This window comes from Streptomyces hoynatensis (assembly GCF_003626535.1).
Classification (GTDB): Bacteria; Actinomycetota; Actinomycetes; order Streptomycetales; family Streptomycetaceae; genus Streptomyces; species Streptomyces hoynatensis.
This window is the reverse complement of sequence record NZ_RBAL01000003.1, coordinates 377750-402671: the sequence shown is the minus strand read 5'-3', so window position 1 is coordinate 402671 and position 24922 is coordinate 377750. Positions and strand designations below refer to the sequence as shown.

Genomic DNA, 24922 nt, shown 5'->3' with positions numbered 1-24922 from the left:
GCTCGGCCCCGGACACGGCCCCCGGGACTCGGCCCCCGGGACACAGCCCGCGGACTCAGCCCCGGCTCACCCCGCGGACTCGGCCGGGAGGGCGCGGAAGAGGAGGGCGAAACGGGTCTCGGCCGGCTCCAGGCGGTGTTCCGGCAGGGGGCCGGGGCCGCAGGAGGCGCTGCCGAGCCCGTGCTGGGCGTGGTCCAGGTTGACGAAGAGCCGGTCGCGCTCCACCAGGTCCGTGGGGTGGGCGGCGGCGTCCAGGTCGGCGGCGGTCCAGCGGCGCGCGGTGAAGCCGAAGTGCCCCTCGCCCTCGACGCGCAGGCGGCAGGGCCCGCGGAACTCCGCCCAGCGGACCTCCGCGCGGTGGCCGTTCTCCTGCGGCACGACGTAGGGCGTCTGGAGACCGGCGACGGACGAGTCGAACAGGCCCACCCTGGCGGCCTTGCTGCTGTCCGGATACGCCTCGCCCGGGCCCCTGCCGAACCAGCGGACGTGGCCGAACTCCGCGGGCAGTTCGAGTCCGACCCCGAGGCGCGGCAGCGGCAGCTCCTCCCAGGGCCCCTCGGGCAGGACGTGGACGGCCAGCCGCAGCGCGTCCCCGTGCGCGCTCCAGGAGTAGCGCACGCGCAGCGCCCGTTCGAAGCCCGCCGCGGCGACCCTGGTGTGCACGCGCAGTCCGCCGGGCCCCGGCTCGACGGCCTCGGTGCGGTGTTCCATCCGGTCCAGGCCGGCGCGGCGCCAGTCCCGCGCCACCGAGTGGGGGCCCATGCCGCGGTCGTTGTCGGTGGGGGCCCGCCAGACGTCCAGGCGGGGACCGCGAAGCCGCAGCGGCCCGAGGGCCCGCAGCAGGCCGGTGCGGGCGTCGAAGACGGCGCCGCCCAGCAGGACCTCCCCGCCCCGCCGCCTCGCCCCGGCGGACGGCGGGGCAGGGGCCGCGGCCGGGGCCGGGGAGACGGGGAACTGTTCCCAGGCCACCTCGTGCCCGGCCGGGGCCCAGGGCTGATCGGCGGCCAGCTCGGCCCTGACGGTCAGCAGGCCCTCCCCCGCCGTCGCCGGGAGCCGCGGCATCGGCACCTCGGCCGCCTGCCCCGGGGGCACGGCCGGGGCGGGCAGCCCGCCGCCCGCCACCGGCACCCCCTCGTCCTCCAGGGTCCAGCTCAGCCGCAGGTGCGACAGGTCGGCGAAGGCGTGCCGGTTGGTCAGGCGCAGCCGGTCGCCGGAGAGTTCCATCGCCAGGGGCTGGAAGACCTTCTTCAGCTCGGTCAGGCCGGGGGACGGCGTGCGGTCGGGGAAGACCAGGCCGTCGATGCAGAAGTTCCCGCCGTGGGGGTGGTCGCCGAAGTCGCCGCCGTAGGCGAAGTACTCGCGGCCGTCCGCGGTGCGGCGGCGGAAGCCGTGGTCGATCCACTCCCAGACGAAGCCGCCCTGCAGCCGCGGGTGGGCCTCGAAGGCCCGCTGGTAGGCGGCCAGCGAGCCGGGGCCGTTGCCCATCGCGTGGGCGTACTCGCACAGCAGGAAGGGCAGGGCGCGCCGCCGCTCCTCCAGGGCCGGGTCGCCCGCGGTCTCGGGCGGGGCCTCCTCCTCGCGCCGCCCGATGCGCTCCACCTCCGCGACGGGCGCGTACATGAGGCTGTAGAAGTCGGAGTGGCGGTAGCTGCGGTCGCGTTCGTAGTGCAGCGGCCTGCCGGGGTCGCGGGCGCGGGTCCACTCGGCGAGCACCCCGAAGTTGCGCCCGTGGTGGCTCTCGTTGCCCAGGGACCAGACGATGACGCTGGGGTGGTTCTTGTCCCGCTCCACCATCCGCCGCATCCGGTCGAGCAGCATCGGCTCCCAGGCGGGGTCGTCCGCCGGATTGCCGCGCCAGCCGGCGTGGATGAAGCCGTGGGTCTCGATGTCGCACTCGTCGACGACCCACATGCCCAGTTCGTCGCACAGGTCGAGGAAGGCGGGGTGCGGCGGGTAGTGGGAGGTGCGGACGGCGTTGACGTTGTGCCGCTTCATCAGCAGCAGGTCCTCGCGCATGGTGGCCGGCGAGAGGGCCCTGCCGTGGTCCGGGTCGTGTTCGTGGCGGTTGACGCCGCGCAGCAGCAGGGGCGTGCCGTTGACCCGGAGGAGCCCGCCCTCGATCGAGACGGTGCGGAAGCCCAGGTGCAGCGTGACGCACTCGGCCGGCGTGGCGAGACGGGCCTCGTAGCGGCGTGGGGTCTCCGCCGTCCAGGGCTCGACGGCCGGCAGGACCAGCTCCCGCCCGGGGGGCAGGTCCGCGACGCCGAGTTCGGGGACGGTGAGCAGGGCGGGGGCGTCGGTGTCGACGCGCAGGGTGCCGCGGCCCGTGGTGGGGTCGAAGCCGGCGTGGACGAAGAAGTCGCCGATGCCGCCCTCGGGCCGCTCCAGCAGGGTGACCTCGCGGAAGATGCCGGGCAGCCACCACATGTCCTGGTCCTCCAGGTAGCTGCCCGAGGACCAGCGGTGCACCCGGACGGCGAGCACGTTGGCGCCCGGGCGCAGCGCCGCTCCCGCGTCGAACTCCGCGGGCAGCCTGCTGCCCTTGGAGGTGCCCAGGCTCCGGCCGTTGAGCCAGACGCGGAAGCAGGAGTCGACGCCCTCGAAGCGCAGCACGCTGCCGGGGCCGCGCCAGCCCGCGGGGAGGTGGAAGACCAGCCGGTGGTCGCCCGTGGGGTTCTCGTCGGGGACGTGCGGCGGGTCGATCGGGAAGGGGTAGGCGGTGTTGGTGTAGCGGGGGGTGCCGTGGCCGTGCAGCACCCAGTGGGAGGGCACGGGGAGTTCGGTGAATCCGGGGCCCGGGTCCCCGGGCCCGAGGAAGTCGAGCGGGGCCCCCTCCGCGGTGGGCGAGAGGCGGAAGAGCCAGGTGCCGCTCAGGTCGAGCCGCCCGGCGTCGGAGGCGAAGGCCGCGCGCGGGGGGCGGCGTCCCGTGCCGGGGCTGAGGTCCTCGTAGTAGGGCGGCATCACGTCTCCTCACGGATGGGGCACGGGTGTTGACAGACGGGGGGAACGGGGGACTCACTGAAGCGATGCAAGCGCTTGCACACTTTCCGGCCGACCGGGTGCGCCTCCTGCCCGGGCTCGGCCGCGTCGACTACACCGAGCTGCCCAACCCCTTCCAGCGGCGCCTCGGCCTGGTGCGCGGGTACCTGATGAGCCTGGAGCCGGGCCAGTTGCTGCGCAGCTTCGTCCACGAGGCGGGGGTCTTCACGCCGGGGGAACCGCCGGAGCCCGGCACCGGTTTCGGCGGCTGGGAGGCGCTCGGCTCGCAGCTGCGCGGGCACTTCCTCGGCCACTGGCTCTCGGCCGCGGCCAGGATCGTCGCCGGCACCGGCGACGCGGAACTGCGCGCCAGGGCCGAGGGGATCGTGGAGCGGCTGGCCGCGCTGCAGCGGGAGAACGGCGGCGAGTGGGTGTTCTCGATCCCGGAGAAGTACCTGCACCGCCTCGCCGCGGGAAGGCCGGTGTGGGCCCCGCACTACACCGTGCACAAGACGCTGATGGGGCTGCTCGACGCCCACCGGTACCTGGGCAGCGACCTCGCCCTGGAGACGGCGGCGCGGGCGGCGCGCTGGTTCCACCGCTGGACGTCCGGCTTCACCAGGGAACAGCTCGACGGCATCCTCGACGTGGAGACCGGCGGGATGCTGGAGGCGTGGGCCGACCTGTACGGGCTCACCGGCGAGGCGGACCACCTGGAGCTGATGCGCCGTTACGACCGGCCCCGGCTGTTCGGCCCGCTGCTCGCGGGCGGGGACCCGCTGACCAACCGGCACGCCAACACCACCATCCCCGAGGCCCTGGGCGCGGCGCGCGCCTTCGAGGTGACCGGCGAGGAGCGGTGGCGGCGCGTCGTGGAGGCGTACTGGCGGTGCGCGGTGACCGACCGGGGGTACTTCGCCACGGGCGGGCAGAGCAGCGAGGAGGTGTGGACCCCGCCGCACGAGTTCGCCGCCCGCCTGGGGCTCAAGACGCAGGAGCACTGCACCGTCTACCACATGATGCGGCTCGCGGACGTCCTGCTGCGCTGGAGCGGCGATCCGGCCTACGCGGACTACATGGAGCTGAACCTCTACAACGGCGTGCTCGCCCAGCAGCATCCGCGCACCGGGATGCCGGCCTACTACCTGCCGCTGCGGCCGGGGGCGCGCAAGCGGTGGGGCACCGCGCGGGACAGCTTCTGGTGCTGCCACGGCACGATGGTGCAGGCCCACACGCTGCACGCCGCCTACGCGTTCTACGCAGGCGAGCGGGGGGTGACGGTGGGCCAGTACGTGCCGGCGCGGGCGCGCTGGCACGCGGGCGGGGACGTGGGCGAGGTGGAGATCGAGCAGCGTCCCGACCCGGGGATCGGCACCCACATCGCCGCGGCCGGCGGCACCGGGGCGCCGCGCAGGCCGGGCCACTGGGCGATCGAGCTGTCCGTCGGGGCCGAGCGCCCGGCCGCGTTCGAGCTGGCGCTGCGGCTGCCGGGCTGGGTGGCCGGCCCGGTGACGCTGACCGTGAACGGGGAGCCCTGGCCGGTGCCGGCCGGCGCGCGCCTGGCCCGGGTGCGCAGGACGTGGGGGCCCGCCGACCGGGTGCGCCTCGAACTGCCGCGCGCCCTGCGGGCGGTGCCGCTGCCCGGTCGCCCGGAGGCCGTGGCCTTCCGGGACGGCCCGGTGCTGCTCGCGGGGCTGTGCGAGGAGGAGCGGCGGCTGACCGGCGACGCGGCACGGCCGGAGACCATCCTGGCGCCGGACGAGGAGCGCGAGCCCTTCGCCTGGCGCGGCTCCTGGCGGGCCCGCGGGCAGGAGCGCGGGCTGCGCTTCGTGCCGCTGCACGAGGTGGAGGACGAGGCGTACGCGGTCTACTTCCCGGTCGCGGGCGTCACTTCGGCACCGTGAACCGCAACTCGCCCGGCAGGGCCTCGTAGACGGCGCGCCCGCCGGCCAGGCCGAGCAGCCTGGCGCCCGCCGGCGCGGGTGGGGCGGCGGCGCCTTCCGGCAGCGGCAGCTCCACCCGGGCCACGGGCCCCGGCGGGATGGTGACGTCGTAGGTGAGCCCGGCGGTGGAGGGGCCGCCGTCCGGGCGCCGCCAGGAGCTGCGGACGCGGCCGCGGGGGGTGTCGTACCAGGTCTCGGCATGGGTGAGGTCTCCTACCGGGACGGGCCTGAGGACGAGGCCGGCGAAGGCCACGGAGTCCTCGGCCTGGGTGATGCCGCCGAGCGAGGAGGTGAACCACTCCTCGATGGCGCCGAGCATGAAGTGGTTCTGGGAGGAGCCGCGGGTGGGGCCGTCCCAGCGTTCGGTGAGGGCGGTGGCGCCGTGGACGACCTGGTAGCCGTAGCTGGGGCTGTCGGTGCGGGTGACGAGGTCGTGGACGACGTCGTCGCGGCCGTGGGCGGCCAGGACCCGCAGCAGGGCGGGCAGGGCGACCTCGCCGACGGTGACGTGGTCGCCCGCGGCCCGCACGGAGGCGACGAGGTGGGCGAGCACGGCCCGGTGCTCGTCCGGGGTCAGCACGCCGGTCTCGGCGTCCAGTTCCAGGGCCATGGCGTCGGCGGCCTGGCTGCCGGTGGCGTAGGTGTGGGAGGCGGGGTCGAAGAACTCGGCGTGGAAGGCGCGCCCGATGCGGGCGGCGAGTTCGCGGTACCGGCCGGCGTCGCCTTCCTCGCCGAGTACCGCGGCGATCCGGCCCAGGGTGGCGGCGGCGCGGTGGTAGGCGTAGGTGGCGGTGACGGCCTTCGGCGTGGAGGTGTCGAACGCCATCCAGTCGCCGAGGCCGTGGGCGAGCAGGTCGCCCCGGGCGCGGGAGCCGAGGTGGCCCAGGTAGCGGCGCATGTGCGGGTAGAAGGCGCGCAGGGTCGCGGTGTCGCCGTAGGTGCGGTACAGCTGCCAGGGGGCGAGGACGAGGGCGCCGCCCCAGTTGGGGTCGTCGCGGAACTTGTCCTCGAAGACGGTGTACTCGGGGGCGATGCCGGGCACCAGGCCCGTCTCGGTCTGGGCGTCGGCCATGTCCCGCACCAGCTTGCGGTAGTAGGCGGCCACGTCGTAGTTGCGGGCCACGGCGGGGAAGACGAGGTGGGCCTCCTCCAGCCAGCCGAGCTTCTCGCGGTGGGGGCAGTCCGTGAGGACGCTGTACATGTTGGACTGGACGGCGCGGTCGACGAGGCGGTGGATGGCGGTGAGCAGCTCGCTGGAGCAACGGAAGCCGCCCGCCGGGGCGTTGGCGGCGCGCAGCACCTGGGCGCGCAGGGTGTGGCGGGTGGCGGGCGCCGGGAGGCCCTCGATCTGGACGTAGCGGAAGCCGTGGTAGACGGTCTGCGGGTGCCAGACCTCCTCGGCGCCCGCGGCGTCCGCGGCGTTTCCGGCGTCCCCCGCGTTCCCGTCGTTCTGCGCGTCCCCCTCGTCTCCGTCGTTCCCGTCGCCGCCGTCGTGCCCCGTGCCGCGGAGGGTGTAGGCGTCGTAGCAGGGGCGGCCGGTGAAGCGCTGGTTGACGGTGCCGTCCTCGTGCAGCAGCTCGCCCGGGCGGAGGACGACGGTGGTGCCGCGGGGGCCGGCGACGCGCAGCTGCGGCCGTCCCGCGATGTTGACGCCGAAGTCGACGACGTGGACGCCGGGGCTCGGCTCGGTGACGGAGACGGCGGCCAGCTCCTCGACGACCTCGACGGGCGGGTGGGTGCGGGCGGACAGGACGCCCTCAGGGGCGGGCACGGCGACGGCGGGGCGCCAGCCGGGGGCGTGGGCGCGGCGCGGGGTGTCCCAGCCGGGGATGTCGCGCCTGGCGTCGTAATCCTCGCCGCCGAACCAGTCGGAGAGGGTGACGGGGCCAGGCGCGGTGCGCCAGCTGGTGTCGGTGACGACGGTGGTGCAGGTCCCGTCCCCGGCCTCGGCGCGCAGCACGGCGAGCAGCCGGGGCAGGCCGTGGCTGACGTGGAGCTTCTGGTAGCGGCCCGGCACGTCGGGGACGTGGGCGATGCCGCAGGCGAGCTGGAAGCCGAGGGTGTTGCCGCCCTCGCGCAGGGCGGCGGTGACGTCGTAGGTGGCGTACAGGAGCCGCTTGTCGTAGGCGGTGTAGCCGGGTTCGAGCTCGGCGGCGGAGATCCGGCGGCCGTTGACGGTGGGCACGTAGAGGCCGAGCGCGGTGGCGTAGAGGCGGGCGCGGCGCGGGGGGCCGGGGAGCGTGAAGTCCTTGGCCAGCAGCGGCAGGGCGCGCCCCGGGTCGTGCTCCTCGGTGGCCGGCGGCGCCCACTCCGGGGCGGTCACCCACGCCGCCCCCGCCCAGTCGGCGGGCCCGAGCAGGCCGGTCTCCCAGAAGGCGGGCCCGCTCCAGGCGGAGACGTCCCCGGCCTCGTCCCAGACGCGGACCCGCCAGGCGGCCCGCTGCGCGCTGCCGAGCGGCTCGCCCGCGTACGGCACCGGCAGGCCGTGCCCGGCGGGGATGCGGCCGCTGTCCCACAGGCCGGGCCGGCCCGCGGCGAGCAGTTCCGCGCTCGCGGCCACCTGCACCTGGCAGGCGACCTGGCGGCCCGCCGCGGGCCGCCAGGTCAGGTCGGGCCGGGGGCTGTCGATGCCGAGGGGGTCGGTGAGGTGGCAGGTCCTCAGGTGGGTGGGCGCGGCGAGCGCGGATGCCATGGGGGTTCTCCTGTTCTGTGGGGTGTTCCGCCCGGCGCGGGGCCGGGCGCCGCGCCCGGCTCCCCGCCCGGGGCGCGGCCCGCGGTCTCGTTCCCTGTCATGCGATCACCAGCTCCACGCCCGCCTCGCGGCACAGGTCCGGGTAGGGCGGGGGCGGGGGCGCGTCGGTGATCAGCACGTCCACCTGGTCGAGGCGGGCCACGGCGATGGTCTCGGTGCGCCCGAACTTGGTGTGGTCCATGACGACGACCACCCGCTCGGCGATCTCCAGCATGGCGCGGCGCACCTCGGCCTCCTCGATGTCGAAGAAGGCGAAGCCGCGTTCCGGGGTGAGCCCGCCGCAGCCCAGGAAGAGGGTGCCGACGTGGAGCCTGCGGATGGTGTCGGTGGCCAGCGCGCCGACCAGGCAGCCCTCCGGGGCGATGACGCCGCCGGCCAGCAGCACCTTGGCCGGGGACTCCTGGCCGCCGCCCTGGAACTCCCCCGCGACGTGGATGGAGTTGGTGACGACGACCAGGTCCCGCTTGCCGCGCAGGGCGCGGGCGACGCAGTGGGCCGTCGTGCCGGTGTCGATGGCCACGCTGTCGCCGTCGGCGACCAGCAGGGCGGCCCGCTCGGCGATCCGGCGTTTCTCCTCGGCCCGGGTGACCCGGCGGGTCTCGAAGGGTGAGCGCTCCCAGCGCACGGCCCCGCCGTGCACGCGGCGCAGCACGCCGTCCTGCTGAAGCTCCGCCAGGTCGCGGCGGATCGTCATGCCCGAGACGCCGAGCCGCCGCGTCAGCTCGGCGACGTCCAGCCGCTCGCGTTCGCCCAGCATCCGCAGGATCGCGTCCCTGCGCGCCCGACCGCTCATTCCCATAGCCGCCCCGCCTCATCTCGCGCCCGTGTGCCGGGGGCCGGGCGGCGCGGGTTCCGCGCCGCCGACCCTGCGGAACAGGTCGGCCTCACCGGCCTGACCGCCCTTGAGCAGTATCCGCACGCCGTCGAGCGGGGCGTGGGCGGCTCCCAGGCGGCACAGGGCGACGCCCGGGCCGAGCAGGGTGTCGATCTCCGCGGACCTGGCGCCGAGGGCGCGTATCACCCGGCCCGCGGTGTCTCCCCCGGCGACGACGACGCGGCGCACGCCGGCGTGCGCGACGGCCTCGGCGACGAGGTGGGCGAGGGCGGGCCCGATGAAGGAAAGGGGGTTGGGGCCCACCCGGGCCGGCCCAAGGGGGCCGAGCGCGGTGTGGACGACGGCGCCCGGGGCCCGTGCCAGCGCGCGGAGGGTGGCGTCCCTGACCCGGGCGAGGGCCGCGGGCGAGGCGCCGTCCTCGGGGTCCAGGGGGATGCCGTGCCAGCCGTGGGCGAGGGCGTGGCGGATCTGCTCCGCGGTGCGGGGCGCGCAGCTGCCGGACACGACGAGGACCGGGCCGCCCGCGCCTGACGCGCCGGGCGGCCGGGGCACGCCGGGCGGCCCGGGCGCGGGCGGGGCGGCGGCGGGGGCGAGGCGGGTGGCGACGCCGTGGCTGAGGCCGCCGGAGCCGAGGGCGTACACCTGGCTGCGGCCGGCCAGGATCAGCTCGGCGGCGCGTACCAGGTGGGCCTGGGTGACGGCGTCGAAGACGAGGGCGCCCGGTGCCGGTTCCGCCTCCGACAGCAGCCGCAGGTACCGGATTCGGGCCTGGTCCCTTGGCAGTTCGTAGCCGGTGAGGTCGAAGGAGCCGATGGGCAGGGAGGTCTGGCGGCCCAGGTGCAGCCGCAGGTCCGCCTCGGTCATGGGGGTGACCGGGTGGCGGGACATGGTGGGCTGCCGGTCGAGCCGGTGAACGGTGCCCGCCTCCGCGGCGAAGTGGTGGCCGAAGGCGGTGTAGCGGCCGAACTCCGGCTGCGCGGCGAGCACCGGCACCGGGGCCCGGCCGAAGACGGTGCGGCCGATCTCGATGGCGCGGCCGAGGCTGCCCACCTCGGGGGAGGAGTCGGCGGTGGAGCAGATCTTGTACTGGACCAGGCGCGGGCCCGCCGCCCCGAGGGCGGTGAGGGCGGGGCCGACCTCGTCCTCCATCCGGTCGGTGGGCAGCGAGCGGGCCACCCCGGCCACGCCGATCACGTCGTACCGTGCGGCCAGCTCCCGCAGTTCCGCGGCGCCCGGGGTGCCGAAGAGGAGCAGGGAGCGCAGCCCGGCGCGGTGGTACTGGGCGAGGGCGTCGGTGGACCCGGTGACGTCGTCGCCGTAGAAGGCGGCGGCCAGGCGGGGGGCCGGTGCCTCAGCCACGGCGCGCCCCCCTTCCGAAGGCCGCGAGAGCCCGGCGCAGCGGCGGGCTCGCGGCGGCGCAGTCGGCCAGGGGCACCCCGGCCACGGCCCCGGCCCAGGCGTCGCGCATGGCGGCGACGCCCGCGGCGGGCCCGTCGGGGTGGCCGTGGATGCCGCCGCCGGCCAGGACGAGCAGGTCGGTGGTGCCGGTCAGCTCCCAGGTGCGGTGCGCGAGGCCGGCCGACTGCCCCGAGGAGAGGACGGGCAGCACCCGGTAGCCGCCGGGGAAGCCCGCGGGGAAGGGGGTGCGGGCGGCGTCGAGGGTGGCCAGGACGTCCTCGTCGCTCTCCCAGAACTTGCTGCGGATGCCGCCGATGTGGAGCTGGTCCACGCCGGCGAGGCGGGCGAGGTGGGTGAAGACCCGGGCGCTGATGCCGAGGTTCGGGCCGCGCAGCAGGGCGCCGCTCATGGCGCGGTGGCCGTGGATCGGCAGGGCGGCGTACTCGCGCAGGTGGGCGACGGCGGGCAGGCCGAGGGTCTGGACGCAGACCATGACGCAGCTGCCGCCGTGTTCCAGGACCAGGTCGTGGTTTCGGCGCAGGCGGCCGAGGTCGTCGGTGATGTTGAACGCGTACATCGGGCGGCGGCCGGTGCGGTCCGCGACCCGGTTCAGCTCCTCGGTGACGACGGCGACCCGCTCGCGCAGCGGGGCGTGCGGCGGGTTGCCGTTGAGCTCGTCGTCCTTGATGAAGTCGATGCCCGCCTCGGCCAGTTCCCTGACCATCACGCGCAGCGCGTCGAGGCCGAGGCCCACGCCGGGCTTGACGATCGTCCCGATCAGCACGCCCTCGGGGGCCCGGGCCAGCCGCCTGGTGCCCGCCACGCCGAACTGCGGGCCCGGATGGCGCTGCGCGAAGGCCGGGGGCAGGACCAGGTCGGTCAGGCGCACGGCGGCGAGTTCGCGCAGTTCGAAGAGGTTGCCGGCCACGGCGGCGAGGAGGTTGGGCAGGGAGGGGCCGAAGTTGGCGAGGGGGAAGGCGATGCGCACGGTGGCGCGGCGCGGGTGCTCCGGGGCGCCGGGCGGGCGGACCGCGCCCGGCAGCGGCTCGGCCGGCGGGGCGTCCTCGTGTTCCTCGACGGCGAGGACGGTGGCGGCGAAGCGCCGCCGCAGCTCCTCGGTCTCGCCCGGGACGCGGACGAAGGTGCCGGTGGACTGCTCGCCGGCGAGGACCTCGGCGGCCTGCGCCGGCGGCAGCCAGCTCGCGATGTCGTAGGTGGCGAGAACGTTCTCCTGCGGCATGCCGCTGCCTCCTGACCTGCCGTGCGGCCGCCGCTCAGCGCGCCGGATCGACAAGGATCTTCATCGACTCTGTGCCGCGCGCCAGTTCCTCGAAGGCCGCCTGGGTGCGGGCGAGGGGCAGCGGCTCGGCGTCGATCAGCCGCCCGACGTCGAGGGTGCCGCCGTTGACCGCCTCGGCCGCCGCGCGGAAGTCGGCCGAGGTGTAGACGGTGGAGCCGCGCACGGTGATCTCCCGCAGCACCACCGGGTTGAGGTCGGCGGTGACCGGCTCGCCGAACATGGGGAGCAGCACGACCGTGCCGCGCGGGCGGCACAGGGCCAGGGCCTCGTCGAGGCCGCCGGGGTGTCCCGAGGCGAGGACGACGGCGTCGAAGCCCTCGGCGCCGCCCAGGGGGCGCGCGGCCGTGACGACGTCCTCGCGCGCGGCGTTCACCGTGTGGCAGTCCGCCAGCCGCGCCGCCACCGCCAGGCTGCGCGGGCGGACGTCGCTGACGACCAGCTCCGCGACGTGGTGCAGCCGGCACACGGCGGCGACCAGGGTGCCGATGGTGCCGGCGCCGAGCACCGCCACGCGCTGCCCGGGGCCCACGCCCGCGGTGCGCACGGTGTGCCAGGCGACCGCGGCGGGCTCCGTCAGGGCGCCCTCGGCGTAGGAGAGGTGCGCGGCCAGGGGGAAGAGCGCCCGCTCCGGCACGGGCAGGAAGCCGCCGAGCATCCCCTCCCAGCCCGCGCCGGGCACCCGGCGGCGGGCGCACAGGTGCGCGAGGCCGGACTCGCAGCGCGGGCACTCCCAGCAGGAGAGCAGCGGCATGATCGCCACCCGCTCCCCGGCGGGGAGGCGGCCGCCGGGCGCGGGGCGCGCCACCCGGCCCGCGCCCTCGTGGCCGAGGACGACGGGGGCGCTGCGGAAGGGGTGCCGGCCGCGGAAGGCGGCGAGGTCGGAGCCGCACAGGCCCACGGCGCGCATCTCGACCAGGGCCTCCCCCGCGCCGGGCACGGGCTGCTCCGCCTCCTCGACGCGGATCTCCCCGGTGGCCCGCAACACGGCTGCTCTCATGCGTCGTTCGCCTCCGTGGCCCGCCGCGAAACCGGATGTTCGAATGAACACACGGTAGGGCGGCACCCGTTCACCGTCAACGTTTCCGGTGGCCGCCAAGACCGCGGGGAAAGGGCTTACTTGAATATCCATCCAGGCCCTTTCCGCTTCTTGACGCTGCCCGTGGCCGCTCCTAGCCTTTCCGGCATTCGTGTTCGATCGAACATTGAGACGGTGTGACGGATCATGCTTCCTACTCCGGGCGCCCCGGAATCCCCGGAGGCTCCGGCGATTCCGGGGACGCTGCTGCTGGAAGAGCGCGCCGAACTGGCGATGAACGCGGTCACCGGGCTCGCCGACCCCGACCTCGGCCACATCCCCTTCTTCAGCGCCGACCTGCTCGCGGAACCGGCCTCCCTGATCCACGGCGACTACGACTACGGTTCGAGCCACGGCCGCCTCACCGACGCCTGCGTGCTGGCCCGGCAGATGACCGGGGCCTCCTGGTGGCGGGAGACCGAGGAGCGCTACAAGTCGACCCTGCTCGGCCTGCTGGGCGAGGACGGGCTCAGCTACCGGCGCACCCACCCGCGCGGGCACTGGGAGCCGCACGCCAACCTCATCGACCAGCGCGCCACCCTGCTAGCCCTCACCACCTGGTACGCGGACGAGGGCGAGGAGCGGGTCAGGCGCGCCGCCGACCGGCAGGTCGCCGCGCTGCGGCGCATCGCCGTGAAGGAACGCGACGCCTGGTACTACCCCGCCTCCGAGTACACGCCGCGCGGCTGGCCCTCGTACAGCGCGATCCACCTGCGCCTGGCCCCCGACCCGGCCTCGTTCTGCGGCCGGCTGATCATGCCGCTGCTGCGCTGGCACCAGGCGACGGGAAACGAGGACGCCCTGGAGCTGTGCGGCTGGTTCACCCGGCTGATCACCGAGCGGAGCGGCGTCTTCCTGCCGGACGGCAGCTTCAACGCGGCCCTCGCCTACCGCAGCGGTCACTTCCACACCCGGCTCGGCACCCTGGAGGGCCTGGCCGGGTACGCGCTGTTCACCGGGGACCACGCCCTCACCGCGTTCGTGAAGCGGGCCTTCGACTGGGCGCTGACCCAGACCACCGCCTTCGGCTGGACCCCGGGCGACCTGGCCGACCAGCGCTACGAGCACGAGACCTGCTCCCTGGTGGACATGATCGGCATCGGCGCCACCCTCGCCAGGGCGGGCCACACCCGCTACTGGGGCGTCGTCGAGCGCTTCCTGCGCAACCACCTGACGGCCTCCCAGCTCACGGAAACGGACTGGGTCCGCTCGGCGCCCGACCGCTCCCTTGACACCCCCGGCTGGGAGACGCACCACCGGGTCGGGGAGCGGGTGAAGGGCGCGTTCGCCGGCTACGGGGCGCCCAACGACTACGTGTCCGACGTGATACTCGGCCGCGGCCACACCAGCGACGTCCAGGCCTGCTGCGTCGGCTCCGGCGTGCGGGGCCTGTTCACCGGCTGGAACGCGGTGGTCACCGGCGACGAGCGGCTGCTGCGGGTCAACCTCCTGCTCAACCGCGGCAGCCGGTTCCTCGACGTGCGCAGCCACCTGCCCCACGAGGGCCGCGTCGACCTCGACCTGCGCGCCGACTGCCGCGAGTTGCGGCTGCGCGTGCCGGACTGGGCCGGCCACGCCCACCTGGCCGTCACCCGCAGGCCGGCCTCGGGGGAGCCGGTCACCGCCGCCGGCCGCGAGCCGGCCCTGTGGGCCCCCGACGGCTGCCTGCGCCTCGCCCGCCCCCGCGCCGGCGAGCGGATCACCGTGACCTTCCCCCTCGCGGAGGTCACCACGGAGGAGACCGCCGCCGGGCGGTCCTTCCGCACCCACTGGCGCGGCGACGACGTCGTGGGCATCGAACCCGAAGGGAAGACGAGGCCGATGTACAGCGCCCGCACACTGCAGGACACGGCGCCCGAGCGCCGCCGCGCGCTCCACGTGCCCGAGCGGGAGTGGTCCTGGTGAACGGCCGGGACCAGAACCCGCGGCCGGGCGCGCCGGCCGGCCCCGCCCGCAGGGCGATCGTGCTGGGCGCGGGCACCACCGCGGTGTTCGCCCTGGGCGCCGGGCGGGCCGCCGCCAGGCCGCGGCAGGCCGGGGACCGGGGCGAGGCCCAGGCCGCCACGATCCTCGCCGGCATCCGCGAGCCGCGCTTCCCGCGCCGCACCGTGCGGATCACCGACCACGGCGCCGTCGGCGACGGCGCCACCGACTGCACCGCGGCCATCCGCGCGGCGATCGCGGCCTGTGCCGAGGCCGGCGGCGGGCGCGTCCTCGTTCCCGCCGGGACGTTCCTGACCGGCGCGATCCACCTGCGCGACCGGATCGACCTGCACCTGGCGGAGGGCGCCACGCTGCGCTTCCGCCAGGACCCGGCCGCCTACCTGCCGCCCGTGTACACCCGCTACGAGGGCATCGAGTGCGTCAACTACTCCCCCTTCGTCTACGCCCGCAGCTGCCGGAACATCGCGCTCACCGGGCGCGGCGTGCTCGACGGCCGGGCCGACGCCACCCACTGGTGGGACTGGACGAAGGGCGTGGACGGCGGCCCCTCCCCGGAGAACCCGGAGAAGGCCACGCTGAAAGCCTGGGCGGAGGCGGGCGTTCCGGTCGAGGAGCGGGTCTTCGGCGAGGGGCACCACCTGCGGCCGAACATGATCCAGTTCTACGAGTGCCGCGACGTGCTCATCGAGGGGGTGACGGTCAGGAACTCGCCGATGTGGAACATCCACCCGGTGCTGTGCCGCAACGTCACCATCAGGGGGGTGACGGTCGACAGCCCCGAGGGACCCAACAACGACGGCTGCGACCCGGAGTCCTGCGCCTACGTCCTGATCAAGGACTGCACCTTCAACACCGGCGACGACTGCATCGCCTTCAAGGCCGGGCGCGACACCGACGGCAGGCGGGTGAACGTCCCCTGCCACAGCGCCCTGGTCGAGGGCTGCGAGATGCGCGACGGCCACGGCGGCGTCACCCTCGGCAGCGAGACCACCGGCGGCATCCGCAACATCCTCGCCCGCGACTGCCGGATGGACAGCCCGAACCTGGACCGCGCGCTGCGGCTGAAGTCCAACCCGGTGCGCGGCGGCTACCTCAGCGACATCGTCTTCCGCGACATCACCGTCGGCGCGGTGGGCGACGCGGTCATCGAAATCGCCCTGAACTACGAGAACATCGACACCGGCGCCCACTACCCGGACGTCCACGGCATCCAGGTGCAGGGACTGACCTCCCGGTCGGGCGAGCTGGCCTGGAACCTGATCGGCAACGAGGCCAACCCGATCCGCGACGTGCGCCTTGACGACTGCTCCTTCGCCGGCATCGCGGACGGCTGGGTGACGGAGCACGTCGAGAACCTGGTGCTGCGGCGGGTCCGGGTCAACGGCGAGGCCGTCGAGAGCGCCGCGGCCGCCGGGAGCACCCCGGCGGCCGGCAGCGCCGCGCCCGCCCGGCACCTCCCCGACGCCGGCAACGGCGGCAACCGCGAGAACGGAACCAGCACATGACCAGCCCCCAGGAGGCCGCGCGCCAGGCCGACGCCATCGCCGCGCGCGTGCGGCCCCCCGTCTTCCCCGACCGGGAGTTCCCCGTCACCGAGTACGGCGCGGTGGGCGACGGGCGCACCGACTGCACGGCCGCCCTCGCCGCGGCCGTCGCGGCCTGCCACGCGGCCGGCGGCGGCCATGTCACCGTCCCCGCGGGCACCTTCGCCACCGGCGCGATCCACCTGCGCTCCGGCGTGGACCTGCACCTGTCCGCCGGGGCCACCCTCGCCTTCAGCCGCGACCCGGCCGCCTACCTGCCGCCGGTGCTCACCCGCTTCCAGGGCGTGGAGACCTTCGGCTACTCGCCCTTCGTCTACGCCCACGGCCAGCGGAACATCGCCGTCACCGGCGAGGGCGTGCTCGACGGCAGGGCGGACGAGACCCACTGGTGGGACTGGTCGGGCCAGGAGGAGTTCGGCTGGCGGCCCGGCCTGCCGCAGCAGGAGGACGACTGGCCGCTGCTGTGGCGGCAGGCCGAGCGGGGCGACCCGGTCGAGCAGCGGGTCTACGCCACCGGCCACCACTTCCGGCCCAACTTCCTGGAGACCTACCGCTGCGAGAACGTCCTGATCCGGGGCGTCACCTTCGTCCGCTCCCCGATGTGGGTCATGCACCCGGTGCTGTGCCGCAACGTGCTCGTCGAGAACGTCACCGTGGACAGCATCGGCCCCAACAACGACGGCTGCGACCCCGAGTCCTGCCGCGACGTGGTCATCCGCGGCTGCAGCTTCCGGGCCGGCGACGACTGCATCGCCGTCAAGTCCGGCCGGGAGGCCGACGGCCGCCGGGTGAACGTGCCGAGCGAGAACATCCTCATCGAGGACTGCGAGATGCTCCACCGCTACGGGGCCATCACCCTGGGCAGCGACATGACGGGCGGCATCCGCAACGTCTTCGCCCGCCGCTGCCGCATCGGCGGCCCCGGCCTGTACTTCGGCCTCTACATCAAGACGAACTCGGTGCGCGGCGGCTTCGCCGAGAACATCCAGCTCGACGACCTCACCGTCACCCACCTCACCAAGGAGTTCCTCACCTGCGACTTCTACCGCGGCGAGGGGGACACCGGCGACCACCCGCCGCGGGTGGGCGACATCGGCGTGCGCAACGTCACGGTGGAGCGGGCCCGCCGCGCCCTGCTGGTCCAGGGCTATCCGCACGCCCCCGTGCGCGGGCTGCGGCTGGCCGACTGCTCCTTCGGCGAGATGGGCGAGGACGACCTCCTCGGCAACGTCGAGGGCCTGATCCTGGACAATGTGTCCGGAACACGAACGTGCGGGTGAGGAGCCGGACATGTCCCACGAGACGGACTCCGCGGCGGCTTCCGGGACGCCGGCGCCGGCGGGCCGAGGGGCCTTCCCCGAGGCGTCCTTCGGGGCGGTGCCGCACCGATTCGACTACTGCCCCTGGCTGTTCTTCGGCTCGGCGACCGCGGAGGAGCGCGCCGCCCAGGCCGCCTGGCAGCGGCGGCTGACCGAGCGGCTGGCCCACCAGGGCGGCACGGTGGAGCTGGCGGCCGAGACCTATGTGTCCCCGCTCGCCGGGGTGTTCACCGACCGGCTGCGCATGGGGGAGCGCTCGTACATCGCCGCCCACGCCTACGTCACCGACGAGGTGACGATGGACCGCGACTGCACCGTCAACCCCTTCGCCGTGGTCCGCGGGCGGGTCACCCTGGGGAAGGCCGTGCGCATCGGGGCGCACAGCTCCCTCCTCGGCTTCAACCACTCCGCCGCCCCCGACCGGCCGGTCCACAAGCAGCCGATCGTCTCCCAGGGCATCGAGATCGGCGAGGACGTGTGGATCGGCTCCCACGTCGTGATCCTGGACGGGGTCACCATCGGCGCCCACTGCGTCGTCGGCGCGGGCGCCGTCGTCACCAAGGACCTGCCCGCCTGGTCGGTCGTCGCGGGCAACCCGGCGCGCCGGCTCCGCGACCGGCGCGACACGCCCTCCCGGGACCGGGTGGCCACGGCCCCGGGCCGGGAGGCGGAGCCGGCCGCCGGCCGGGCCGCGGCGACGGGGCGGCCGGGCAGCCTGGAGGCGCGCCTTGAGCGCTTCGCCGCCCGGGCCGCGGAGCAGGCCGGGGAGGTACTGGGCCGCTGCCGCACCGAGGTGCCGGGGCAGGGCCCGGCCTACCTCGACCGGCCGGGCGCGGCCCGCACGGTCCGCGCCGACTGCGACGCCGTGGAGATCGCCGCCCTGCTGCTCGGCGGGCCGCCGCCCGGCATACCGGCCGCGGACCTGGTGGCGCGGCTGCGCGGCCTGCAGGACGAGAAGAGCGGGCTGATCCCCGAGTACGGCGCCGGCCGCCCCACCCTGGAGGACGGCGAGGCGATGTACCACATCCTGTGCGTGCACTATGCCCTGAAGCTGCTCGGCTCCGGCTTCCCGCACCCGGTGCGGGCCGTGCACGAGCTGACGCCGCAGGAGCTGACGCGGCTGCTGGAGGGCCTGCCCTGGGAGCGGGAGGCCTGGCGCTCGGGCCACTGGGTGGACGGCATCGGCACCGGCGTGCTGGTGAACCTCCAGGACTTCGGGCTGCGCGCCGCGTCCGCCGACACGCTCTTCGGCTGGCTGCTCACCCACGCCGACCCCTGGCACGGGCTGTGGGGCAAGCCGCAGCCCGCCGACCGCTGGCTCCAGCCGGTCAACGGCTTCTACCGCCTGACGCGCGGCACCTTCGCCCAGTTCGGGCTGCCGGTGCCCTACCCGGAGCGGGTGGTGGACACCGTCCTGACGCACAGCCGGGATGCGGCCTTCTTCGGCGCGGGCCGGGGCAACGCCTGCAACGTGCTCGACGTCATCCACCCGCTGTGGCTGTGCGCGAAGCAGACCGGGCACCGCGTGGCCGAGGGGCGCGACTGGGCGCGGGGACAGCTGGAGCGGCTCCTGGCCCACTGGCGGGACGGGGAGGGCTTCGCCTTCGCGCTGACCCCCGGCGTGGGGCACAGGCACGAGGCGGGCCTGCAGGGCACCGAGATGTGGCTGGCGATCGGCTGGCTCCTGGCCGACCACCTGGGCATCGCCGACGCCCTGCCCTACCGCCCCGCGGGCATCCACCGGCCCGCGCCCGCCCGGCTCGGCCTGTAGGCCGCCGCCCGCCCGGCCCCCGCCGCCCGGCCCCCGCGGCCGGGCGGCGGGGGCCGCGGGTCACGCCGGCGGTCCGGCGAGCCTGGCGGCCACGGCGTCGAGGACCCAGTCGAGGCCGGTCGCGAAGGAGGTCCCGGCGTCCACGTGCGTGCCCTCGTGCACGGCCCTGGCCAGCGCCGGGTAGTCGCCCGTGGCCAGCATCCGCGTCAGGTACGGGCCGCGGGAGCGCTGCCATTCGCTCTTGGACCGGCCCGTGGCCCGCTCGGCCCGCAGCTCCGCGATCTCGCGCCTGATCGCGCCGGTGAAGTAGGCCGCGACGGTCTCCACGGCGCGCAGGGCGGTGTCGACGTCGGCGAGGCCGTCGAGGGCGGACAGCGTGCTCTCGGACACGGCCAGCCCGTTCGGGCCCATGGCCGGGCGCCCGCCGAGCAGGTCGGCCAGCCATTCGTGGCGGAGGGCGGCCTGCCTGGTGCGGTGGGCGAGGAGGCGCAGCGCCTCCCGCCAGTCGCCGGGCGGCTCCTCGGGGAGGATCTCGCCCTGCACCTCGTCCACCATGAGGTCGAACAGGTCCTCCTTGGTGGAGATGTACCCGTACAGCCGCATCGGGCCGACGTCCAGCCGGGCGGCGATCTTGCGCAAGGACACCGCGTCGAGGCCGCCCTCGTCGGCGAGTGCGACGGCGGCGGCGACGATCCGCTGCCGGTCGAGCGGCACGGGGCGATGCGGCGGCTCGGGCCGGTCCCACACGTTCATGGTCACACCGTACTGTTGCGAAACGCCGTCTCGGATCAATACAGTGTATCGACATGAGACATCGTATCGCCGTGGTCGGAGGCGGGCCGGGCGGCCTCGCCTTCGCCCGCGTCCTGCACCGCCACGGGCACCCGGTCGCCGTCCTCGAACGCGAGGCAGGGCCCGGCGCCCGCCCCCCGGGCGGCTCGCTGGACCTGCACGAGGGGCTGGGCCAGGCCGCGCTGGACAAGGCGGGCCTGCTGGCGGAGTTCCGGGCGCTGTCCCGCCCCGAGGGGCAGGCCATGCGCATCCTGGACACCGACGGGACCGTCCTGCGCGACTGGCGGCCGGGCCCGGAGGACCGGGCCCATCCCGAGATCGACCGCGGGCAACTGCGCGACCTGCTGCTCGGCCCCCTCGACGTCCGGTGGGGGGAGCAGGTGACGCAGGTGGTGCCGGGGACCCCCGACGGCGTCCTCGTCCGCTTCGCGGACGGGCGGCAGGAGACCTTCGACCTCGTGGTCGGCGCGGACGGCGCCTGGTCGCGAACCCGCCGGGCCCTCTCGCCGGTGACGCCGCACTACACCGGCATCACCGCGGTCGAGACCTCCCTGGACGAGATCGACACCCGCCACCCCGGCCTCGCCCGGCTGGTCGGCGACGGTTCCCTGGCCGTGTACGGCGTCAACCGCTCCCTCGTCGCCCAGCGCAACAGCGGCGGCCACGTCAAGGTGTACGCCCAGTTCCGCGCGCCGCTCGGCCGGCACGGGAACCCGGACCAGGGCGGCACCGAGGCCGTGCGGGCGAGCCTGCTCGCCCGGTTCGACGGCTGGGCCGCTCCGCTCCTCGAACTGCTGCGCCAGGGCACCGCCTTCACCTCCCGCCCCCTCCACGTCCTGCCCGCCGCCCACACCTGGCCGCACGTGCCCGGGGTGACGCTCCTGGGCGACGCCGCGCATCTGATGCCGCCGCTCGGGGTGGGCGCGAACCTCGCCCTGCTGGAAGGCGCCGAACTCGCCGAGTCCCTCGCCGCGGGCCCCGGGGACCCGGACGAGGCCGTCCGCGCCTTCGAGGAACGGATGTGGGCCCGGGCCGGCTGGTGGGCCGAGCTGACCCTGTCGGGCCTGGAACGCCTGGTGAGCCCCGACCCCGCCGAAGCCCTCGCCCTCTTCGACCGGCTCCAGCCGTCCTGACCGCCGCACGCGCCCGAACCGGCCCCCGCCCGGCGGGGCGGGCGGGCCCTCGCGGGACTCAGCCGCCGAGGGCCGGGGGCGCGCCACGCAGGCGCAGGGCGTTGGCGAGGGGGTGGGCGGTGACCCAGGACGGGTTCCAGGTGTTGCTCGTTCCGCGCTCCTGCCAGTTCGTGGGGTAGAAGCCCTCGCCCTGCTCCCCCGGCTCGGCGAAGTCCCACTCCCCCGGCCCGGTGCAGACGCCCTGGCCCAGCGCGTGCATGATCAGGCGGGCGAGGCGGGTGTACTCGGGCCGCTCGGCGAGTTCGCCGAAGCGGGCGAGTTCCGGCACGGGGAAGAACACGTCCAGGTGGTGGTTCTGCACGCTGACGCCGGGCCAGCCGGTGGCGTCGAAGCCGCGCTCCGCCAGCGGCGAGCCGGGCGGGTGGCCGGGATTCCACTGGTAGACCCAGGTGAGCAGCCAGTCGGCCGCGGCGGAGGCGACGTCCAGGTACCGGCTGTGCCCGGTGGTCAGCAGCATCTCGTAGGCGCACTGGAAAAAGGCCATCCCCGCCTCCTTGTCCTCGCAGGCGGCGTCGAGGGTGGCGTGGGAGAAGGGGCGGGAGAAGTCCTCGGCGTGCGCCTGCCGGTAGCGCTCGAACAGGGCGGCGGCGGCCGCGAAGCGCCGCCTCGACGGCACGGCGCGCTGGGACTTCAGCAGGGCCAGGACGCAGGGCAGCCCGGCCGAGCCCGGGGGTGCGGGCAGCGGGGCGCCGTCCGCCAGGCGCCAGCCGAGCGGCACCAGGCCCTCGGGCGTCAGCCCGCGGCACACGGCGTCAAGCCCCTCCGCCAGCGCCGTCGTCCAGCGCTCCGGCACCGGCAGGCCGCGGTCGGCGAACAGCGTCACGATGTCGGCGAGGTCGCCGAGCGTGTCGCCGTACGCGCGGGCCGAGACGAACGGCACCCCGCCGCGCTCGAACGTGGTCCAGCGGCCGTCCGCCAGGCCGTAGCACGCCAGGCGCAGGCCCTCGGGGGCGCCGGCCGCGCTGCCTTCGAGGTAGAAGTCGACGGCGCGGCGGCAGCGGGCCAGCCGCCACTCCTCGCCGCGTTCGAGCCCGAGGCGCGCGTCGCACCAGGCGAGCCTGAGGCACTGGCCGGTCCACCCGTACAGGAAGCCCGGCTCGTGGCCCGGCCCAGGGAACTTGAGGTACCCGGCCACGTCCGGGCCCTCGCGCCACCTGCGGTCCATGGCCGCGCTCTTCAGCTCGATCATGCGGTCCAGGGACAGCGGCGCGGCCCCGGCGGGCGCGTAGAGCCGAAGGCCCCGGTGGACCAGGTCGCGGAAGCCGTGCCCCGGCCGGGCCGGCCGCCCCCAGTGCAGGGCGTACCCGAGGGTGAACGCGCCGCCGGGGGCCAGCTCGCGGTAGCCGCCGTGGTGCGGGGAGGTGGTCGCCTTGTGCGTGTAGGCGACGTCCGCCTCGCCGTCGAACATCACCGGCCCGCTCAGGGCAAGCAGCGAGGTGCGCTCCCCGGCCAGGGCGCCCAGGGAACCCTCGCCCGGGTCGAGGGCGTAGACGGTGAGGAAGCGGGGTCCGCCCGGCGGCTGCCACTCGGCGTGCGCGCAGGGCACGGGCAGCCGGTGCTCCTCGACGACGAGCCCGCCGTGCGGGCCGCGGCCGAGCCGGGGGACCGGGCGGCCGGGATCGGCCGAGGGGTTGCCGCGGTAGAGGACCTGGGGAAGCGTCACCGCCTCCGGCCCGGCTTCCGGCAGGTGGAGGGCGAGTCCGGCGGTGAGGTCGCGCAGCGGGCGCTCGCCGGCGTTGCGCCAGGTGAGGGCGGCGCGCAGGGTGCCGCCCGCGAAGGCGAAGGACAGCTCGGCGGCCAGGCCGCCCACCGTGCCCGACACGGTGAGCGCGCCGTCCGTGCGGCGCACCCGGGCGGAACGCAGGCCCGGGTGGGCCGGGCGCCAGGGGCGGCCGGTGGACAGCAGGAGCATGCCGCCGAGCTCGCCGTCGAGGAAGGTCTCCTCGCCGTGGCACAGCCGCAGCCGCACCAGGCGCCCCTCTTGCAGCAGTTCGAGGGCCATCGGGCCGCTCTCGATCCGGTACGTCCGCGTCGCCGTCGAGGCGTCCATCCCTTCTCCCTTTCTCTGGAGTCCCGGGAGTCCTGGAGTTCCCGAGGTCCCGAAGTCCCTGCGAATTCCCCGCGCGTCCCCGAGGGGCCCGGGCGCCTTCGCCGGTGCGGCGCGGGCCCGCCCGCCGGCCCGCCCGCCCCGCCCGCCGGCCCGCGTGGCGGCATGCCTGCGGCATCCACCACGGGCCCGGCAGGCCGCGCCGCCCGGGGCCACGGCCCCTCGCCCCGGGGGAACCCGCCGCCGGGGGCGGGCGTTCCGCGGTGCTTCCGCGTCCGTATCAGACAGGCGCTGCACGGGTGTTGACGCCATTGCCACACGGTTGCAGGATAACGGTATTCAGCTGGCATGCCACCGTCTCGTCCGCATGCGTCACCTCTCTCGGCTCTCCCGGACTCTCTCGGACTCCCCCGGCTCTCCCGGCTGAACGTCTCGGCTGCACCCCCACCGTTCGTCCCCCTGACCGCACTTTCCCCGCAGAAGGAGCAGTGTGACCATGAGTGAGGACTCGAAGGCCGACCGGAGCGCCCGGCGCCTTTCCCGGAGAAACTTCGCGGCCGGCGTGCTGGCCGGCACGGCCGCCGGCGCGGGCGCATCGCTCCTCGGCCCCGGCACGGCACACGCCCAGTCCCCCAGCGCCGCCGCGCGGAATGCCACCAGGGCCGCGCGGTCCTCGGCCTCCTCGTCCGCGAGCTGCACGCAGATCCCCAACCGGTACGACGAGCCGTTCGAGGTCTGCGACGACGAGCTCTTCATCTTCATGGCGAACTACAAGCCGTTCGAGGTCGAGGGCTTCTTCGACACCGTGATCGGCCGCAAGCTCGCCGCGGCCTTCCCCGACGTCACCTTCAAGGTCGCCGCCTGGGACAAGCCGATCCGCTACGAGGACCTCACGGCCGCGGGCGTGGTCCCCGACATCGTCATCGAGGACCCGCGCCGCCGCATCGACCGCGACCTGGAGCCCCTCGGCTGGCTGCGCAACCTCACCGGCGAGCTCGCCGAGAACGGCATCGACGTCGGCAGCCTCAACCAGGCGGCGGTGGAGCTGGTCAAGTCCCGCTCGGACGGCGGCCTCTACGGCATCCCGCTGTTCGTCGACGACTTCGTCATGCTCTACAACAAGAAGATCTTCGACCGCTTCCACGTGGCCTACCCGTCCCACGGGATCACCTACGACCAGGCCTTCCGCAAGGCGCAGCGGCTGACCAGGGAGGAGAACCTGGTCGCCTACAAGGGCTACCTCCAGCACCCGGACAACTACCTGGACTTCAACCAGCTGGGGCTCTACCCCTTCCTGCCCACCGGCAGCGAGAGCCCGGCGCCCGAGGACGTGCGGGTGAACATCACCTCCGAAGGCTGGCAGCAGCTCGGCGCCAACCTGGAGCGCTTCCTGTTCATCCCGCGGAACATCTTCACCTCGGTCGACGACTTCTTCCAGACCGGCCACGTGGCCATGGCCGTGGACACCCTCTGGAAGCTGAACGCCTACCTGCTCAACGAGATCTACATCGACCCCGAGGACCGGGAGCAGTACCGGCAGCTGGCAGAGAACGTCGACATCGGCATCACCTCCGTGCCGGTGCTCGGCGGGGGCGACGACTGGACCTACCAGCCCAACTGCCTGGCGGCCTTCCTGCCCCCGCAGTCCGCGAAGCGGCAGCAGGCCCTCGACGTGGTCAAGTGGCTGGTCTCCGAGGAGGCCCAGGTGGAGCTGTCCAGGTACGGCATCAAGCCGGCCCTGCGCTCCGACGCCGTCGTGGAGTCCTTCGGCAGCGCCCTGCCCGGCTTCGAGGGCGTCGACACCTCGGGCGTCTTCTGGGGCGAGAACGCCGTGGTGCACGGCTACGAGCAGACCGAGTACTGGGACCTGCCGCTGTACGCCGTCTTCCGCCTCCACGTCCTGCAGGACGGCCTGAAGGCGTCCTCCGCGCTGACCGTCACGGAGACCGTGGACATCCCGAACTACATCCGCAACCAGGTCGAGCTCGGCTTCGACTGGTGACCCAGACCACCCGGGGCCGCGGCGGCTC

At 75.1% G+C, this 24922-nt stretch carries 15 protein-coding genes; 7 read left to right on the top strand and 8 right to left on the bottom strand.

Going from position 1 to position 24922, the window contains the following annotated elements:
• Positions 1 to 66: 66 nt before the first annotated feature.
• Complete coding sequence (locus tag D7294_RS07545) at positions 67 to 2961, bottom strand: glycoside hydrolase family 2 TIM barrel-domain containing protein (protein WP_120676846.1); 2895 nt, start codon at positions 2959 to 2961, stop codon at positions 67 to 69.
• Positions 2962 to 3026: 65 nt separating this feature from the next.
• Here D7294_RS07545 and D7294_RS07540 point away from each other — a divergent pair, with 65 nt between their 5' ends.
• A complete protein-coding gene (locus D7294_RS07540) occupies positions 3027 to 4883 on the top strand; it encodes a beta-L-arabinofuranosidase domain-containing protein (RefSeq protein ID WP_120676844.1) in 1857 nt (618 codons plus the stop codon).
• On the opposite strand, the gene D7294_RS07535 is transcribed toward D7294_RS07540, so the two are convergent.
• From D7294_RS07535 to D7294_RS07515, 5 genes are all read right to left on the bottom strand, one after another.
• Positions 4867 to 7614 carry an alpha-L-rhamnosidase gene (locus D7294_RS07535; protein ID WP_120676842.1) on the bottom strand — a complete coding sequence of 916 codons (2748 nt, stop codon included), beginning with the start codon at positions 7612 to 7614 and terminating at the stop codon, positions 4867 to 4869. The genes D7294_RS07540 and D7294_RS07535 overlap by 17 nt on opposite strands.
• 97 nt (positions 7615 to 7711) lie before the next feature.
• Positions 7712 to 8467: a DeoR/GlpR family DNA-binding transcription regulator gene (locus D7294_RS07530; RefSeq protein WP_158674582.1), complete on the bottom strand. Its 756-nt coding sequence runs from the start codon at positions 8465 to 8467 to the stop codon at positions 7712 to 7714.
• A gap of 18 nt (positions 8468 to 8485) precedes the next feature.
• The gene (locus D7294_RS07525) at positions 8486 to 9868 is read right to left on the bottom strand and encodes a four-carbon acid sugar kinase family protein (RefSeq protein ID WP_120676838.1); all 1383 of its coding nucleotides are present in this window, start codon (positions 9866 to 9868) and stop codon (positions 8486 to 8488) included.
• Positions 9861 to 11147, bottom strand: coding sequence for a RuBisCO large subunit C-terminal-like domain-containing protein (locus tag D7294_RS07520; RefSeq protein WP_120676836.1), 1287 nt, complete (start codon positions 11145 to 11147; stop codon positions 9861 to 9863). The genes D7294_RS07525 and D7294_RS07520 overlap by 8 nt, the downstream gene beginning before the upstream one ends.
• 34 nt (positions 11148 to 11181) lie before the next feature.
• Positions 11182 to 12204 (bottom strand): zinc-dependent alcohol dehydrogenase, encoded by a 1023-nt coding sequence (locus D7294_RS07515; protein ID WP_158674581.1) that lies wholly within the window; start codon positions 12202 to 12204, stop codon positions 11182 to 11184.
• A gap of 225 nt (positions 12205 to 12429) precedes the next feature.
• Here D7294_RS07515 and D7294_RS07510 point away from each other — a divergent pair, with 225 nt between their 5' ends.
• From D7294_RS07510 to D7294_RS07495, 4 genes are read left to right on the top strand one after another with little or no spacing between them, the layout of a single operon-like run.
• Positions 12430 to 14187, top strand: a complete 1758-nt coding sequence (locus D7294_RS07510) for a glycoside hydrolase family protein (RefSeq protein ID WP_120676832.1) — start codon at positions 12430 to 12432, stop codon at positions 14185 to 14187.
• Positions 14184 to 15731: a glycoside hydrolase family 28 protein gene (locus D7294_RS07505; RefSeq protein ID WP_206619476.1), complete on the top strand. Its 1548-nt coding sequence runs from the start codon at positions 14184 to 14186 to the stop codon at positions 15729 to 15731. Before D7294_RS07510 ends, D7294_RS07505 begins: the two co-directional genes overlap by 4 nt.
• Positions 15728 to 17050, top strand: coding sequence for a glycoside hydrolase family 28 protein (locus D7294_RS07500; RefSeq protein ID WP_120676830.1), 1323 nt, complete (start codon positions 15728 to 15730; stop codon positions 17048 to 17050). The genes D7294_RS07505 and D7294_RS07500 overlap by 4 nt, the downstream gene beginning before the upstream one ends.
• A 10-nt stretch (positions 17051 to 17060) precedes the next feature.
• A complete protein-coding gene (locus tag D7294_RS07495; protein ID WP_120676828.1) occupies positions 17061 to 18860 on the top strand; it encodes an acyltransferase in 1800 nt (599 codons plus the stop codon).
• Positions 18861 to 18920: 60 nt separating this feature from the next.
• Here the strand turns inward: D7294_RS07495 and D7294_RS07490 are convergent, their stop codons facing one another.
• Positions 18921 to 19613 (bottom strand): TetR/AcrR family transcriptional regulator, encoded by a 693-nt coding sequence (locus D7294_RS07490; RefSeq protein WP_120676826.1) that lies wholly within the window; start codon positions 19611 to 19613, stop codon positions 18921 to 18923.
• A 53-nt stretch (positions 19614 to 19666) separates the two neighbouring features.
• On the opposite strand from D7294_RS07490, the gene D7294_RS07485 reads away from it, so the two are divergent.
• Complete coding sequence (locus D7294_RS07485; RefSeq protein WP_120676824.1) at positions 19667 to 20785, top strand: FAD-dependent oxidoreductase; 1119 nt, start codon at positions 19667 to 19669, stop codon at positions 20783 to 20785.
• A 58-nt stretch (positions 20786 to 20843) separates the two neighbouring features.
• Here the strand turns inward: D7294_RS07485 and D7294_RS07480 are convergent, their stop codons facing one another.
• Positions 20844 to 22895, bottom strand: coding sequence for a hypothetical protein (locus D7294_RS07480; protein ID WP_120676822.1), 2052 nt, complete (start codon positions 22893 to 22895; stop codon positions 20844 to 20846).
• A gap of 493 nt (positions 22896 to 23388) precedes the next feature.
• Here D7294_RS07480 and D7294_RS07475 point away from each other — a divergent pair, with 493 nt between their 5' ends.
• Positions 23389 to 24894, top strand: coding sequence for an ABC transporter substrate-binding protein (locus D7294_RS07475; RefSeq protein ID WP_120676820.1), 1506 nt, complete (start codon positions 23389 to 23391; stop codon positions 24892 to 24894).
• The last annotated feature ends 28 nt before the right edge of the window (positions 24895 to 24922 follow it).

Bases quoted from the DNA above. Each gene is read 5' to 3' on its own strand.
- D7294_RS07545 (WP_120676846.1), bottom strand. From the start codon at position 2,961: ATGCCGCCCTACTACGAGGACCTCAGCCCCGGCACGGGACGCCGCCCC.
- D7294_RS07540 (WP_120676844.1), top strand. From the start codon at position 3,027: ATGCAAGCGCTTGCACACTTTCCGGCCGACCGGGTGCGCCTCCTGCCC.
- D7294_RS07535 (WP_120676842.1), bottom strand. From the start codon at position 7,614: ATGGCATCCGCGCTCGCCGCGCCCACCCACCTGAGGACCTGCCACCTC.
- D7294_RS07530 (WP_158674582.1), bottom strand. From the start codon at position 8,467: ATGAGCGGTCGGGCGCGCAGGGACGCGATCCTGCGGATGCTGGGCGAA.
- D7294_RS07520 (WP_120676836.1), bottom strand. From the start codon at position 11,147: ATGCCGCAGGAGAACGTTCTCGCCACCTACGACATCGCGAGCTGGCTG.
- D7294_RS07515 (WP_158674581.1), bottom strand. From the start codon at position 12,204: ATGAGAGCAGCCGTGTTGCGGGCCACCGGGGAGATCCGCGTCGAGGAG.
- D7294_RS07510 (WP_120676832.1), top strand. From the start codon at position 12,430: ATGCTTCCTACTCCGGGCGCCCCGGAATCCCCGGAGGCTCCGGCGATT.
- D7294_RS07500 (WP_120676830.1), top strand. From the start codon at position 15,728: ATGACCAGCCCCCAGGAGGCCGCGCGCCAGGCCGACGCCATCGCCGCG.
- D7294_RS07495 (WP_120676828.1), top strand. From the start codon at position 17,061: ATGTCCCACGAGACGGACTCCGCGGCGGCTTCCGGGACGCCGGCGCCG.
- D7294_RS07490 (WP_120676826.1), bottom strand. From the start codon at position 19,613: ATGAACGTGTGGGACCGGCCCGAGCCGCCGCATCGCCCCGTGCCGCTC.
- D7294_RS07485 (WP_120676824.1), top strand. From the start codon at position 19,667: ATGAGACATCGTATCGCCGTGGTCGGAGGCGGGCCGGGCGGCCTCGCC.
- D7294_RS07480 (WP_120676822.1), bottom strand. From the start codon at position 22,895: ATGGACGCCTCGACGGCGACGCGGACGTACCGGATCGAGAGCGGCCCG.
- D7294_RS07475 (WP_120676820.1), top strand. From the start codon at position 23,389: ATGAGTGAGGACTCGAAGGCCGACCGGAGCGCCCGGCGCCTTTCCCGG.